Below are 14,357 nucleotides of genomic sequence, written 5' to 3'. Positions count from 1 at the left end.
CGCACAAGGAGTTAGCTGAATGAAAAAACTACTCGTGGCCTTCGCGGCCGTTGCCGCGTTCTCTGCCCACGCTGAAACCCTGACTGTCGCAGCCACTCCGGTTCCGCACGCCGAGATCCTCGAATTCGTGAAGCCAGCCCTGGCCAAAGAAGGCGTGGACCTGAAGGTCAAGGTATTCACCGACTACATCCAGCCGAACGTGCAGGTCGCGGAAAAGCGCCTGGACGCCAACTTCTTCCAGCACCAGCCATACCTGGATGAGTTCAACAAGGCCAAGGGCACCCACCTGGTTTCCGTGGCCGGCGTGCACCTGGAGCCCCTGGGCGCTTACTCCAGCAAGTACAAGACCATTGCCGAACTGCCTGGCGGTGCCACCGTGGTCATCCCGAACGACGCCACCAACGGCGGCCGGGCACTGTTGCTGATGGCCAAGGCCGGTCTGATCAAGTTGAAAGATTCGAACAACATCCTGTCGACCGTGAAGGACATCACCGAGAACACCAAGGACCTGAAAATCCGTGAGCTGGAAGCCGCGACCATCCCGCGTGTGCTGACCCAGGTCGACCTGGCGCTGATCAACACCAACTACGCGCTGGAAGCCAAGCTCGATCCGTCCAAGGACGCGCTGTTCATCGAAGGCAGCGACTCGCCGTACGTGAACATCCTCGTGGCTCGTCCGGATGACAAGGACAGCGAAGCGATGAAGAAACTGGTGGCTGCCCTGCACAGCCCGGAAGTGAAGGCCTTCATTCTCGAGAAGTACAAAGGCGCGGTGGTGCCGGCGTTCTGACCGACTGCTGCAACGAAAAGGGGGCGCATCGAATGCGCCCCTTTTTTGTGCCCGAAACACAGCCCTCCTGTGGGAGCGAGCTTGCTCGCGATGGGGCCGTCACATCCAACATAGATGTTGAATGTCAGTCCGCCATCGCGAGCAAGCTCGCTCCCACAGGTTTAGTGGTGCCGTTATTGACGCTTGAGCATCACCGGCAACTGCGCCACCAGCTTCGCATTGTTCAGCGGCGCCCGTATAAACCCGCGTTGGGTGCCGTCCGGCCCGATCACCGCGAGGTTGCCGCTGTGGTCGACGGTGTAGTTCGGCTTGCTGGTGTCCGCCGGAATGTATGGAATGCTCACCGCGTTGGCGATCTTTTGCAGCTCTTCGGTCGACGCCGGGGTCAGGCCGATGAACTGCGGGTCAAAGTAACCCAGGTACTGCTTGAGCTGCTTGGGCGTATCGCGATTGGGGTCGATGCTGACCAGCACGATTTGCAGTTTATCCACCGCTTCTTGCGACAACTCGCTCTTGATCTGTCGCAGCTGGGCGAGGGTGGTCGGGCAGATGTCCGGGCAGAAGGTGTAGCCGAAGAACAGCAGGCTCCACTTGCCTTTCAATTCATTGATCGCGACCGGCTGGCCGTCCTGATTGGTCATCGTCACGTCCGGCAGATTACGGCTCTGCGGCAGCAAAATGATTCCGGCGTCGATCAGCGCTGTCGGATCGCCCTGATTCTTCCCGGACAGCACCTTGTTGACGGTCAGGCCCAGGATCAGTGCGACCAGGGCAACGAGAATGAAGACGGTTTTCTGGGTTCGAGTCATAGGTTCAACAGTAAGTAGTGGTCTACGAGCAGGGCGATAAACAGCAGGAACAAGTAGTAAATAGAGTACTTGAACGTGTTGATCGCCGCGTGCGGCCGAGTGCCACGGTACAGCACCACGGCCCATTGCAGAAATCGCGCACCCAGCCCGAGCGCACACGCCAGGTACAGCACACCGCTCATGTGGATCACGTAAGGCATCAGGCTGACAGCGAGCAACGCGAAGGTATACAGCAGGATATGAATCTTGGTGTAGTGCTCGCCATGGGTGACCGGCAGCATCGGTATGTCGGCCTTGGCGTATTCCTCCTTGCGATGGATCGCCAGCGCCCAGAAGTGCGGCGGGGTCCAGGCGAAGATGATCAGCACCAGCAGCAGCGGTTCGGCGCTGACGTGACCGGTGGCGGCAGTCCAGCCGAGCAACGGCGGCGCAGCACCGGCCAGACCACCGATGACAATGTTCTGCGGGGTCGCGCGCTTGAGAAATCCGGTGTAGATCACCGCGTAGCCGAGCAACGAGGCGAGGGTCAGCCACGCGGTCAGCGGGTTGGTAAACGTCAGCAACATGGCTTGCCCGAGGGCTGCCAATACCAGCGCGAACGTCAGCGCAGCTGTCGGTGACACCCGGCCTTCGGCGAGCGGCCGTTTGTGGGTGCGCGCCATGACCGCGTCGATGCGCCGGTCCACCACATGATTGACCGCCGCCGCGCCACCGGCACACAAAGCGATGCCCAGGTTGCCGAAAATCAGCACCGTCCACGGCACGCCGGCACGGGTCGCGAGGAACATCCCCACCAGTGAAGTGATGAGCATCAGCACCACGACTTTGGGTTTGGTCAGCTCCAGGTAGTCACGCCAGATCGCCTGACTGGGACGTTCGCCGATCAGAATCGCCATGGCATCTCTCCTTTTATTGTTATGGGCCCGGCTGAGTGTTTACGCGGGCTGAAGTGCCAGCGCGCTTGCTTGACCCGGACCAGACTGGTGCGGGCGTGGTAATTGACCAGCACCATGGTCAGCAACAGCGCCGCCCCTCCCGCGTTATGCGCGACGGCCACCGGCAGCGGCAGATGGAACAGCACGTTGCTGATACCCAGGGTGATTTGTGCGCCAAGGACGATCAGCACCAGGCCTGCCAGGCGCGTCATGCCAACCGCCTTCAGTTGCCAGGCCAGACCGAGCAATACCAGGGTGACCAGCAACGCACCGATGCGATGGGTCAGGTGAATGGCCGTACGGGCATCGCTGTCCAGTTGCCCGCCGAGATAGTTCGGACCGATGTGTTGGGTCAGGTGAAAGCCATTGGCGAAGTCGGCAGGCGGCAGCCATTGGCCGTGGCAAGTAGGAAAGTCGATACAGGCCACGGCGGCGTAATTGGAACTGACCCAGCCACCGAGGGCGATTTGCCCGATCACCAGCAGCAGTCCGGCCGTCGCCCAGTGCTGCAAGCGTCGCGGCACGGTCAACGCCGGCAGTACGCCGGACAGGCGCAAGGTCAGCAGAAACAACAGGCTCAAGGTCGCGAAACCGCCAAGCAAATGCCCGGTAACCACCTGCGGCCAGAGCCTGAGCGTTACTGTCCACATGCCGAACGCGGCTTGGCCAAGAACCACCGCCAACAGAAACAACGGCAGCTTCACCGGTTGCCCCGGATGGCGGCGATGCCCCCACGCACGACCGGCCAACACCGCGATCAACAGCCCCAGCGTGCCCGCGAAGTAGCGGTGGATCATCTCGTTCCAACCCTTGTGGGCCTCGACTGGAGTGTCCGGGAAATGCAATTCGGCATGGGCCAGCTGGGCTTCGCTTTTCGGCACGCTGATGAAGCCGTAGCAGCCGGGCCAGTCCGGGCAGCCGAGGCCGGCGTGGGTCAGGCGGGTGTAGGCGCCGAGCAACACCACAATCAGTGCCAGCAAGGTGGCAAACAACGCGAGGCGAAATCCAGGTTTGGCCATGACGATGCCCTTATCCGATATTCGACAGTTTCAGCAGGTGACGCAGGTCGTTGAGCAGGTCCTTACCCTTCACCGACGGGTCATAGCGCAGCACCAGGTTGCCGTGAGGGTCGATGATCCACAGGTGCGGCGCGTCATTGCTTTGAGCGCCTTTAGTGTAGGCAGGCAAGTCCAGTGAATAGCGTTGCAACTGCGGGTACTCGCGTTGAAGTTTAGTCTCGTAATCGCTGTTCAGCGTCTGCGCGGCAGCCAATGCATGGCTGGCGCGGGACGCATCGCGGCCGAGGCCGATCTGGATCTGCCGCGCCAGATACACCAGTTGCTGGCAGTCCACCGCACAATCCTTGGGCGCCGTTACCAGTATCTGCCAGCGATCCTCCTGAGCCTGCACGCCGATGTCGGCACGGGTCTGGCCGTTACCGATCAGTTCGCCGTGATAACTGCGGCCCTCGGGCACCCAGAAATTCAGCTTGTACATGCCGGTGGCGAGGATCATCGGACCGATCACCCCGAACAGGATCAGCAGCAGTTGCAAGCGGCCCTTGCGCCGGTTCACCGACGGTTTCGCCTCAGATATGCTGGGTGGATTCATGGCCGCTCCCATGGTGCTTCTCCTTTGCGTTGTGCCAGCCGAGATAGAGATAAAGGCCGAACAGGGCGATCGTCATGGCGAACCACTGCACGGCATAAGCAATGTGTTTTTCCGGCCCCATGACCACCACCGGCCAATCGGCCTGATAAGTGGCGGGGCCGGTTTCGGCGCGTAGCTCAAAGGCAAAGCCTTCGCGGTTCAGCGCAGTCCAGAGCCTGGTTGGCTCAACGGCCGTAATCAGCTTCGGCCATGTCAACGTTGTGGGATCTGCGTGCAATTGGAACGTCGCACCGGGGGAGACGTAGACCCACGCGTCGAGGCTGACCGCTTCGGTGGGTGTCTTGAATTGAGGTGGTGTGCGGCGCTCCGGCCACGGCAGCCAGCCGCGATTGACCAGCAGCCAAAGCCCGGTGGCCTGATCGTGAAACGGTTGCAACAGCTCGACACCAACCCTGCCGTTGCGTTGACTGTTGTCCAGCAGCAGGCTGTGTTCGGCATCGAACTGGCCATGCAGGCGAACCCGGCGGAAGGCCGGGTCAGTGATGTATTGCAGTTCGGTGCTGGCCATCGGCTCGGCGACACGGCGCTCGGCGTAGGTTTGCAGCAGCGCGCTTTTCTCCGCGCCCCGGCTCAATTGCCAGAACCCCAAAGACACCAGCAGCGGCAGCAACAACGCCACCACCAGCGTTGGCACGACACCTGGCCGAAAGCGCTTCATGGCGTCGCCAGAAAGTTGATCATCGCGATAGCTATACTCATATCATCGCTTCTCCCCCCGGAGTCTCACCATGCTCAAAGCAGCCATCGTCCTGATGCTGATTGCCACGGTTGTCAGCCTGTTCAGCGGCCTGTTTTTTCTGGTCAAGGACGACAGCCGCTCAAGCCGCCTCGTCATTGCCTTAAGTGTGCGAGTGACGCTGGCCGCCCTTACCCTCGGTCTGATCGCCTGGGGCTTTTTCAGCGGCCAACTGGTCTCTCACGTGCCTTGGTAAAAGGCTTAGAGCACATAGACGAAAACGAACAGCCCGATCCACACCACATCCACGAAGTGCCAGTACCAGCTCGCCGCTTCGAAGCCGAACTGATGCTCGCTGTCGAAGTGCCCGCGCATGATCCGCATCAGCATCACGAACAGGATGATGGTGCCGATGGTCACGTGGGCGCCGTGGAACCCGGTGAGCATGAAGAATGTCGCGCCGTAGATGCCCGAGCCCAGGGTCAGTCCCAGTTCGTGATAGGCGTGCATGTACTCTTCGGCCTGGAAGGTGAGGAACCCGCAGCCGAGCAATACGGTGAGCAACAGCCAGAGTTTCAGTGCGCCGCGATGGCCCTTTTTCAAGGAGTGGTGGGCGATGGTCACGGTTACGCTGGAACTCACCAGTAACACGGTGTTGAGCAGCGGCAGGCCCCAGGGGCTGATGACTTCCTTGGGCGGCGGAAACAATTTCGAGTCGGGGTTGTTCAGCAACGGCCAGACGAATTCGAAGTTCGGCCACAGCATGTGCGCGATGCCTTTGGCGCCTTCACCGCCGAGGGCCGGGCCGGAGACATGACGCACATAGAACAGCGCGCCGAAAAAGGCGATGAAGAACATCACCTCCGAGAAAATGAACCAACTCATGCCCCAGCGGAACGAACGATCCATTTGCGCGCTGTACAAACCACCGCGACTTTCCTTGATGACCGTACCGAACCAGCCGAACAGCATGTAGGCCAGCAGCAACCCGCCGACGAAAAAGATCAGTGGCCCGTGGGACTCCGGGCGCGCCGCTTTCAGATCATTGAACCAGGTGGCCAGGCCGTACACGGTAGTGACCATGCCGAGCGTGGCGATGATCGGCCATTTGCTCTGGGCGGGAACGTAATAATGTTCATGAGTTGCCATTTATTGTTCTCCTTATCGGGCACGCTCAGCCGCCAGTGTTTACTGCTACTGGTGGATGTCGGGCGGTGATATCGAACAGCGTGTAAGACAGCGTCAGGTGCTTCACATCCTTGGGCATGTCACGGTCAACGATGAAACGTACCGGCATCTCGATCCGTTGACCGGGCTGCAGCACTTGCTGGGTAAAGCAGAAGCATTCGGTCTTGTGGAAGTACGCCGCCGCGGTGCTCGGCGCAATGCTCGGCACCGCCTGGGCGCTCATCGGCTTATCGGTGGGGTTGTGAGCGATGAAGATCATCTCGTTCACCGCCCCCGGATGGGCCACCAGTTCCTCGCCCTTGGGATAGAAGTCCCACGGCATATCGGCAGTGTTGGTCGACAGAAACTGCACACGCACCTGCCGCGAGGTGTCGACCGTCTGCTCGCCCTCGTACTGCCCGGCGGTTTTGCCATTAATGCCGAAAGCCTTGCACATCACGTCGTAGATCGGCACCAGTGCAAACCCGAACACAAACATTGCCACCACCACGGTCAGCAAACGCGTGACCAGTTTCTTCAACGAAATTGAGTCAGCCATGGTTTCGAACCTCCACACCAATCCCTGTGGGAGCGAGCTTGCTCGCGATAGCGGTGTGTCWGACACACCGAGTTGGCCCTATCGCGAGCAAGCTCGCTCCCACAGAAGGGCGCGCGTTCATTTCACTTCCGGCGGCGTGGTGAAGGTGTGATACGGCGCCGGTGACGGGATGCTCCACTCCAGGCCTTCAGCCCCGTCCCACGGTTTGGCCGGTGCTGGGGGGCCGCCGCGAATGGTCTTGATCACGATGAACAGGAAGAAGATCTGCGTGGCGCCGAACATGAATGCACCGATCGACGACACCATGTTGAAGTCGGCGAATTGCAGGTTGTAGTCCGGAATCCGTCGCGGCATCCCCGCCAGCCCCACGAAATGCATCGGGAAGAAGGCCATGTTCATGCCGATGAACGACAGCCAGAAATGCAGCTTGCCGAGGGTTTCGTCGTACATGTGGCCAGTCCATTTCGGCAGCCAGTAGTAGGCTGAGGCGAAGATCCCGAAGATCGCCCCTGGCACCAGTACGTAGTGGAAGTGCGCAACCACGAAGTAGGTGTCCTGATACTGGAAGTCCGCCGGGGCGATGGCCAGCATCAACCCGGAGAACCCGCCGATGGAGAACAGGATGACGAACGCCACGGCAAACAGCATCGGTGTCTCGAAGGTCAATGAGCCTTGCCACATGGTGCTGGCCCAGTTGAACACCTTCACGCCCGTTGGCACCGCAATCAGCAGTGTGGCGTACATGAAGAACAGCTCGCCCACCAGCGGAATGCCGACCACGAACATGTGGTGCGCCCAGACGATGAACGACAGGAACGCGATACTCGCCGTGGCGTAGACCATCGAGGTGTAGCCGAACAGCGGCTTGCGCGAAAAGGCCGGAATGATCGAGCTGACGGCACCGAAGGCCGGCAGGATCATGATGTACACCTCGGGGTGACCGAAGAACCAGAACACATGCTGGAACAGCACCGGGTCACCGCCACCGGCGGCGCTGAAGAAGCTGGTGCCGAAATGGATGTCCATCAGCATCATGGTCACGCAGCCCGCCAGTACCGGCATCACCGCAATCAACAGGAACGCGGTGATCAGCCAGGTCCAGACGAACAGCGGCATTTTCATCAACGTCATGCCGGGGGCGCGCAGGTTGAGGATGGTCGCGATCACGTTGATCGCCCCCATGATCGAACTGATCCCCATCAAGTGAATGGCGAAGATGAAGAAGGTCACGCTTTCCGGCGCGTAGGTCGTCGACAGCGGTGCATAGAAGGTCCAGCCGAAGTTCGGCCCGCCGCCGGCGGTGAACAGGGTCGATACCAGCAGCAGGAACGCCGCCGGCAACAGCCAGAAGCTGAAGTTGTTCATCCGCGGCAGGGCCATGTCCGGCGCGCCGATCATCAGCGGGATCATCCAGTTGGCGAGGCCGACGAAAGCCGGCATCACTGCACCGAAGACCATCACCAGACCGTGCATGGTGGTCATCTGGTTGAAGAACTCCGGCTGGACGATTTGCAGCCCCGGCTGGAACAGCTCGGCACGGATCACCATGGCGAACGAGCCGCCAAGCAGGAACATGGAGAATGCAAACCACAGGTACAGCGTGCCAATGTCCTTGTGGTTCGTGGTCAGCACCCAACGCATCAAGCCTTTGGCGGGGCCGTGGGCGTGGTCGGTGGCGGTATGAACATGTTCATCGATTACAGCAGTCATGTCCTGTCTCCTGCAAACAGATGGGCTGGGCAGGCCGGGGTGCAAAGCCCCGACCGGTTCCGTACGTGCGCAATAGACCGGGTCATTTGCTTTCCGCCTGTTTCAGCTCCAGTACTTCTTTAGGCGTGACCATGTCGCCTTTGTTGTTGCCCCAGGCATTACGTTCATAGGTCACGACCGCCGCGATATCGACTTCCGATAGTTGCTTGCCGAACGCCGCCATTGCGGTGCCGGGCTTGCCGTGGAAGACAATGCTCAGGTGAGCTTCTTTCGGTCCGGTGGCGATTTTCGAGCCCTTGAGCGCCGGGAACATCGGCGGCAGGCCCTGGCCTTCGGCCTGGTGACAGGCCACGCAGGTGGTGTGATAGACCTTGTCGCCGCGCTCCTTGAGCTCGTCGAGGGTCCATTCCTTGCTGGTCAGCTCCTTGAGCTGCGCGGCCTCGACCTTGCGATCGGCCAGCCATTTTTCGTAATCGGCCTTTTCCTTGACCTCGACCACTGTCGGCATGAAACCGTGATCCTTGCCGCACAACTCGGCGCACTGGCCACGGTAGATGCCGGGCTTGTCGATGCGGGTCCAGGCCTCATTGACGAACCCGGGAATCGCATCGCGCTTGACGGCGAAAGCCGGCACCCACCAGGAGTGGATCACATCGGCGGAGGTCACCAGAAAGCGCACCTTGGTGCCGACCGGCAGCACCAATGGCTTGTCGACTTCGAGCAGGTAGTGCTCGCTCTTGGCTTCCTTGTTGTGGATTTGATCCTGAGGGGTGGTCAGGTTGCTGAAGAACTCGACGTCCTGGCCCAGGTATTTGTAATGCCACTTCCACTGGTAGCCGGTGATCTGTATATCGATCTCCGGCTCGCTGGCGTCGTACATCTTGATCAGGGTTGCGGTAGCGGGAACCGCCATGGCCACCAGGATCAGGAAGGGCACGATGGTCCAGAGGATTTCGACGGTGGTGCTTTCATGAAATTTGGCGGCCAACTGCCCGGTCGAGCGGCGATGAAGAATCATCGACCAGAACATGGCACCAAAAACGATGATGCCGATCACCACACAGATCCAGAAAATGGTCATGTGCAGGTCGAATACTGCGTGACTGATTTCAGTCGCTCCAGGCGCCATATTCACAGTCCAGGCCGCTTGCGCCTGACTGAAAATCGACCACAACAGGAGGCCCATCCAGACATGTGGATGTCGCATCATTGCGGGTTCCCCTTATCGTTCTTGTTATCCCGCCGGCTTTCACCTGCGGCAAGGGAGCGGCTGCATCAGACTACGAACTTGATTCGCCGGGCCTTGCTGCACATGCAGTCGGGCGTTATCAGCTAACTCCATTCAATGGCGAGTATAGACAGCGACTCCGACCTCGCAACGCGATGACGTAAATGATCTGAAACAGCGGGGACTTGCATTCAAGGGCACGATTGGAGAAGGATGCAGACGAGTGGTGGCAAATCGATATAACGCAGATGCATCAAGGATGAAATAATTATGACAAATGCGTCTTAGCATTTTTCATAAGCCAGCTAAGTTATGTCTTCCCTATTTCATTGCCTTGTTTCCTGGAGTTTTCATGAACACCGCCGCATTGCGCGAGCAGATCCAAAAAGCCCAACAACATGAAGCCGACACCGGCCTGCTGACGCGTCAGCTGGAAAGCAAACTGCCTCATCTACACCCGGCGATCCAATTGCCGGAGACCGATACCAACGGCGTACTGACGCGATTTGTCGCCGCCTACATCGAAGAAGTGCCCGATCTGCTGGATGCAGCCAATGAAGTCGCCAGGGAAGCGGGCATTGAGTCACAGATCAAACCGGTGCTGAATATCGCCGAGCAGTACTTCCTCCAGCCGCCAGCCATCATGGCCGGCCATGTCGGGCTCGACAGCCTGCTGGATGAAGCCTACCTGGCGCACCGGTTTGTCGAAGAGGTCAACGACCTGTACATCAAGCATTTCGGCCAGCCACTGATCCCCTTGGACATGACTGTCGCCAACCTGATTGCTCACCAATTGATCGGTGAGGAGTTTGCCAACCAACTGGACGAAGTCGTACATCACGCGTTCGATCAAATGCTGACCGAAGAGAGCTTTGCGCTAGAGTCGGTGGAAGCCTACCGCGACAAGCTCAGCAGCCCGGACACCGGTGCCGCGTGGAAGCGCTGGCCGTGCATGTCGCGCCGTTTGGGCGTGGGCCTGGAGCTGGATCAGCCGGCAGCTTGATCCATCGCTAAACACAATCCCCTTGTAGGAGCGAGCAAGCTCGCTCCTACACAGGAACCTCAACCAGCCGCGCCTATGCCGGTATTCGTCCGCACCCGCCCCTCGAGCCTGCGCTTCAACCCCCGCGATTCAATCAACAGCTTCGAACCCTTGGCCGCATTCGCCCGACCCCATTCCTCCAGCAACTCCAGACACGAGTGATCGATGTAGCTCAGATTATTGAGCGGCACATGCACCGTCGCGCCTGCTGGAATACTACCCAGCACCTGGGTCAGCGCCGGCACTTTGAGGAAGGTCGCAGCGCCTGTCAGGCGCAATTCCATTTGCCCTTCCTGAGGCAGGTCGATCAGGCTGATTTTCAAGCGCGAGGCTTTAAGCGCGAGCTTCACCAGCGTCAGGCCGAAGCCAATCAACACGCCGGTCAGCAGGTCCGTGAATACGATGGCGAGCGCGGTTGCCGCGTAAGTGAACATCGGCGCCCGACCATACCGGCCCAAACCACGAAAGACTTTGAGGTCCACCAGTTTGAAACCGGTGTACACCAGCACGCCCGCCAGGCTTGCCACCGGAATGCTTTGCAGCACGCTGGACAGCAACAGCACGAACGCCAGCAGCCACAGGCCGTGGAAAATGGTCGAAAACCGCGTAGTTGCTCCGGCCTGAACATTCGCCGAACTGCGCACGATAACGCCCGTCATCGGCAACGCCCCTAGCAGGCCACACAGCATGTTGCCGATACCTTGCGCCGACAATTCCCGGTCGAAGTCCGAGCGCTGGCCGCTGTGCATGCGATCAACCGCCGCGGCCGAGAGCAAGGTTTCGGCGCTGGCGATGAAGGCCACGGCAAACGCGGCAATCAGCAAGGTCGGATCAGCCAGGTTGAGCAGATCCACCGGCTTCAGCCAGTCGATGGCCTCCGTCAGGTTTGCCGGCACCTCAACCCGTTTGACCTGCAATGCCAGCACCAGACTGGCAAGCGTGGCCAGACCGACGCCCAGTAGCGCGCCGGGAATGAAGCGCAGGGATTGCGGACGGAGTTTGTCCCACAGCCACATGACGGCAATCGTCGACAAACCGAGCAACCCGGCTTGCCAGCCAAACGTGGGCAACGCCTGAGCCAGCGCCGCCGGGAAGGTTGCCAGGTTATCCAGGCCCGAGGGTTTGGGCACGGCATCCAGCATCACATGCACCTGAGACAGGATAATCAACACTCCAATCCCGGCCAGCATGCCGTACACCACTGCAGGCGCCGTCACCCGAAACCAGCAGCCCAGCTTCAATCGACCGGCCAACAGTTGCAGCAAACCCGCCAGCAACAGAATCGGCCCGAGCATGGCGATACCGTGCTGGCGGACCAGTTCGAATACCAGAACGGCCAGGCCCGCCGCCGGGCCGCTGACTTGCAGCGGCGAACCGGCTAACCAACCGACCACCAGACCACCGATGATGCCAGTAATCAGACCTTTGGCCGGCGGCAGCCCCGAGGCAATCGCGATGCCCATGCACAGGGGCAGGGCAACCAGAAACACAACCACCGAAGCCAGCAGCTCCCGTGGCAGAACAGCTTTTAATTGAGCAGCACGCATGGTGAGTCTCCCGAAGTTTTCTTCAGGCATGGCAAAGCCAGGCTGCCTGAATGGCAGCCTCGGCTAAACCACACATCGATTTAGGAAGATTTAGAAGCGCGCTTTTGGCGTCGCCACAGGAATCGGCAGGCTGCCATTTAGCGGCAGGAAACAACCTTGATCGGCGTCGTAGGCTTTGATTTCGCTGGTTTCGATGTTGTAGACCCAGCCGTGAATAAATAACTGACCGTTGGCCATGCGCGAAGCCACCGACGGATGGGTGCGCAGATGCTGCAACTGGGCGATCACATTCTCTTCGGTGAGGATGTGCATGCTTTCGCTTTCGCTAGAGCAGTTGCAGTTCTCCTGCACCATGGTTTTTGCCACTTCGGCGTGCCGCAGCCAGGCTTTGACCGTGGGCATTTTTTCCAGGCTGTCCGGGTTGAGCACCGCGCGCATGGCGCCGCAGTCGGAATGCCCGCAAATAATGATGTGATGCACCCCCAGAGCCAGTACGGCGTACTCGATCGCCGTGGAAACACCGCCGTTCATTTGCCCGTAAGGCGGTACAACGTTGCCGACATTGCGGGTTACGAACAGGTCGCCGGGGGAGCTTTGGGTAATCAACTCGGGCACGATGCGCGAATCGGCGCAGGCGATGAACATCGCTCGTGGCCGCTGGGCCGTGGCAAGTTTTTTGAAGAGCTCTTCCTGTTGCGGAAAGATCTCATGATGAAAATGCAAAAAGCCGTCAACAATATGCTGCAACGCTGCATCGGCGGTTTCCGCCTCGGGTTCGGGCGAGGCCGACGCAGCCAACGGCTGTTTATCCTTGTCACTCATGATTCATCCTCATTGACGGGCTCAGGGAGTCATCCCGTGTGGTCCGGTGTGAAGCCAGTGGCTGGTTAAAAAACATCCAGGCCAATCATCTCGACCCATCGGTCACTCGATGAACAAGGTAGCGGCCGAATCTTAATTGAAACTGAATAAAACGCTCTAGGACGCGTGTTCCAGGTCACATAAAACGTGACCAGACTAATACGTAAGCGTGCTCTTCAGTACTCAACCATAGGCCAATTGTCCTCAAATCAACGACATTTGGCGACCCGGCGGACAAAAGGCTTCGCAGTCCAGATTGAACCCCTCCCGGTGATTGAGTCCCAGCCGTTTGATCGCTTTGGCAAAGCGCTGCGCCAGCAGGTCCGCAAACGGGCCTTCACCGCGCATCCGCGCACCAAAGCGGCTGTCATACAGTTCGCCACCACGGCTCTGGCGAATCAGGCTCAGGACATGCGCTGCCCGTTGAGGGTAGTGGGCCGCCAGCCATTCCTCGAACAGGGGCGCCACTTCCAGCGGTAAGCGCAGCATCATGTAGGCGGCGCTCTGTGCCCCGGCACCGTGGGCCTCGGCGAGCAGACTTTCGAGTTCGCTGTCGTTGATCATCGGAATCATCGGTGAACACAGCACGCCCACCGGGATGCCTGCATCGCGCATGACCCTGATCGCCCGCAACCGGGCCTTGGGCGCCGCGGCGCGCGGTTCGAGGATGCGTTTGAGTTCGTCGTCCAGGGTGGTCAGGCTGATCATTACCGCAACCAGTCTTTGGCCGGCAAGCTCGGTCAACAGGTCCAGGTCGCGAAGAATCAGCGATCCCTTGGTGACGATGGTCACCGGATGCCGATAGCGCAGCAACACTTCGAGGGTTTGCCGGGTGATCTTGTATTCACGCTCGATCGGTTGATACGGGTCGGTGTTGGAACCGAGGTTGATTGGTGCACATTGATAGCCACGTTTGGACAACTGCTCCTCCAGCACATCCACGGCGTTGGTCTTGGCGATCAGCTTTGTCTCGAAATCCAGCCCCGGCGACATGTCCCAATAGGCGTGACTGGGGCGCGCATAGCAATAAATGCAACCGTGCTCGCAGCCGCGATAGGGATTGATCGAGCGATCGAAGGGCAAGTCCGGCGACGTGTTGCGGGTAATGATGGTTTTCGCCTTTTCGATCTGCACCTCTGTGCCTTGGGTGATCGGCACTTCCTGGTACCAACCATCGTCTTCAGCCACCGAACGGTTCGGGGCGAAGCGGTTGTGCGGATTGGTCGCGGTGCCGCGGCCACGTGGGGGCAATGGCGTGTGCATGGGGGAGAATCCTGACTGCTGTATGCACATACAGTATATCGACAACGATCAGCCGACCAGTGCCGTTCGGCATTTTCTCAGCGCTCATATATCGCAAAG

15 protein-coding genes are annotated in these 14,357 nt (G+C 59.6%); 3 read left to right on the top strand and 12 right to left on the bottom strand.

From position 1 onward, the window contains the following. The first annotated feature begins 19 nt into the window (after nucleotides 1-19). Entirely contained in the window at nucleotides 20-790 is a 771-nt protein-coding gene (locus tag AC1DRN_RS05320) for a MetQ/NlpA family ABC transporter substrate-binding protein (protein WP_223459199.1), read from the top strand. Between the two features lie 173 nt (nucleotides 791-963). Here the strand turns inward: AC1DRN_RS05320 and AC1DRN_RS05315 are convergent, their stop codons facing one another. From AC1DRN_RS05315 to AC1DRN_RS05295, 5 genes are read right to left on the bottom strand one after another with little or no spacing between them, the layout of a single operon-like run. Continuing rightward, entirely contained in the window at nucleotides 964-1,599 is a 636-nt protein-coding gene (locus tag AC1DRN_RS05315) for an SCO family protein (RefSeq protein ID WP_223459197.1), read from the bottom strand. Beyond that, nucleotides 1,596-2,495 (bottom strand): heme o synthase, encoded by a 900-nt coding sequence (cyoE, locus tag AC1DRN_RS05310; protein WP_223459195.1) that lies wholly within the window; start codon nucleotides 2,493-2,495, stop codon nucleotides 1,596-1,598. The genes AC1DRN_RS05315 and cyoE overlap by 4 nt, the downstream gene beginning before the upstream one ends. Further along, a complete protein-coding gene (locus AC1DRN_RS05305; protein WP_223459193.1) occupies nucleotides 2,483-3,553 on the bottom strand; it encodes a COX15/CtaA family protein in 1,071 nt (356 codons plus the stop codon). Before AC1DRN_RS05305 ends, cyoE begins: the two co-directional genes overlap by 13 nt. Before the next feature lie 10 nt (nucleotides 3,554-3,563). Continuing rightward, nucleotides 3,564-4,157, bottom strand: coding sequence for a hypothetical protein (locus AC1DRN_RS05300; protein ID WP_223459191.1), 594 nt, complete (start codon nucleotides 4,155-4,157; stop codon nucleotides 3,564-3,566). Beyond that, on the bottom strand, nucleotides 4,123-4,863 hold the full coding sequence (locus tag AC1DRN_RS05295; protein ID WP_223459189.1) for an SURF1 family protein: 741 nt from the start codon (nucleotides 4,861-4,863) through the stop codon (nucleotides 4,123-4,125). The genes AC1DRN_RS05300 and AC1DRN_RS05295 overlap by 35 nt, the downstream gene beginning before the upstream one ends. Before the next feature lie 70 nt (nucleotides 4,864-4,933). On the opposite strand from AC1DRN_RS05295, the gene AC1DRN_RS05290 reads away from it, so the two are divergent. Beyond that, nucleotides 4,934-5,137, top strand: coding sequence for a twin transmembrane helix small protein (locus tag AC1DRN_RS05290; RefSeq protein ID WP_223459187.1), 204 nt, complete (start codon nucleotides 4,934-4,936; stop codon nucleotides 5,135-5,137). A gap of 5 nt (nucleotides 5,138-5,142) precedes the next feature. Here the strand turns inward: AC1DRN_RS05290 and AC1DRN_RS05285 are convergent, their stop codons facing one another. From AC1DRN_RS05285 to coxB, 4 genes are all read right to left on the bottom strand, one after another. Next, nucleotides 5,143-6,030 carry a cytochrome c oxidase subunit 3 gene (locus tag AC1DRN_RS05285; RefSeq protein WP_223459184.1) on the bottom strand — a complete coding sequence of 296 codons (888 nt, stop codon included), beginning with the start codon at nucleotides 6,028-6,030 and terminating at the stop codon, nucleotides 5,143-5,145. Between the two features lie 25 nt (nucleotides 6,031-6,055). Then, nucleotides 6,056-6,607 carry a cytochrome c oxidase assembly protein gene (locus AC1DRN_RS05280; protein WP_457266012.1) on the bottom strand — a complete coding sequence of 184 codons (552 nt, stop codon included), beginning with the start codon at nucleotides 6,605-6,607 and terminating at the stop codon, nucleotides 6,056-6,058. Between the two features lie 117 nt (nucleotides 6,608-6,724). Continuing rightward, nucleotides 6,725-8,317, bottom strand: a complete 1,593-nt coding sequence (gene ctaD / locus AC1DRN_RS05275) for a cytochrome c oxidase subunit I (RefSeq protein WP_103397925.1) — start codon at nucleotides 8,315-8,317, stop codon at nucleotides 6,725-6,727. An 82-nt stretch (nucleotides 8,318-8,399) separates the two neighbouring features. Then, complete coding sequence (coxB, locus tag AC1DRN_RS05270) at nucleotides 8,400-9,527, bottom strand: cytochrome c oxidase subunit II (RefSeq protein WP_223459179.1); 1,128 nt, start codon at nucleotides 9,525-9,527, stop codon at nucleotides 8,400-8,402. A 370-nt stretch (nucleotides 9,528-9,897) separates the two neighbouring features. Between coxB and AC1DRN_RS05265 the strand changes: the two genes are divergently transcribed. Further along, entirely contained in the window at nucleotides 9,898-10,548 is a 651-nt protein-coding gene (locus tag AC1DRN_RS05265; RefSeq protein WP_223459177.1) for a hypothetical protein, read from the top strand. 59 nt (nucleotides 10,549-10,607) lie between these two features. Here AC1DRN_RS05265 and AC1DRN_RS05260 read toward each other — a convergent pair whose 3' ends face one another. The 3 genes from AC1DRN_RS05260 to AC1DRN_RS05250 all read right to left on the bottom strand — a co-directional run bounded on the left by AC1DRN_RS05260 (nucleotide 10,608) and on the right by AC1DRN_RS05250 (nucleotide 14,258). Further along, nucleotides 10,608-12,134, bottom strand: coding sequence for a SulP family inorganic anion transporter (locus AC1DRN_RS05260; protein ID WP_223459175.1), 1,527 nt, complete (start codon nucleotides 12,132-12,134; stop codon nucleotides 10,608-10,610). A 90-nt stretch (nucleotides 12,135-12,224) separates the two neighbouring features. Continuing rightward, nucleotides 12,225-12,956 (bottom strand): carbonic anhydrase, encoded by a 732-nt coding sequence (locus AC1DRN_RS05255; RefSeq protein WP_223459173.1) that lies wholly within the window; start codon nucleotides 12,954-12,956, stop codon nucleotides 12,225-12,227. A gap of 243 nt (nucleotides 12,957-13,199) precedes the next feature. Next, nucleotides 13,200-14,258 carry a PA0069 family radical SAM protein gene (locus AC1DRN_RS05250; RefSeq protein WP_223459171.1) on the bottom strand — a complete coding sequence of 353 codons (1,059 nt, stop codon included), beginning with the start codon at nucleotides 14,256-14,258 and terminating at the stop codon, nucleotides 13,200-13,202. Between the last annotated feature and the right edge of the window lie 99 nt (nucleotides 14,259-14,357).

This window comes from Pseudomonas sp. P5_B3 (assembly GCF_056400405.1).
The sequence above is the reverse complement of the archived record's forward strand: the minus strand, read 5'-3'. Positions and strand labels throughout refer to the sequence as shown.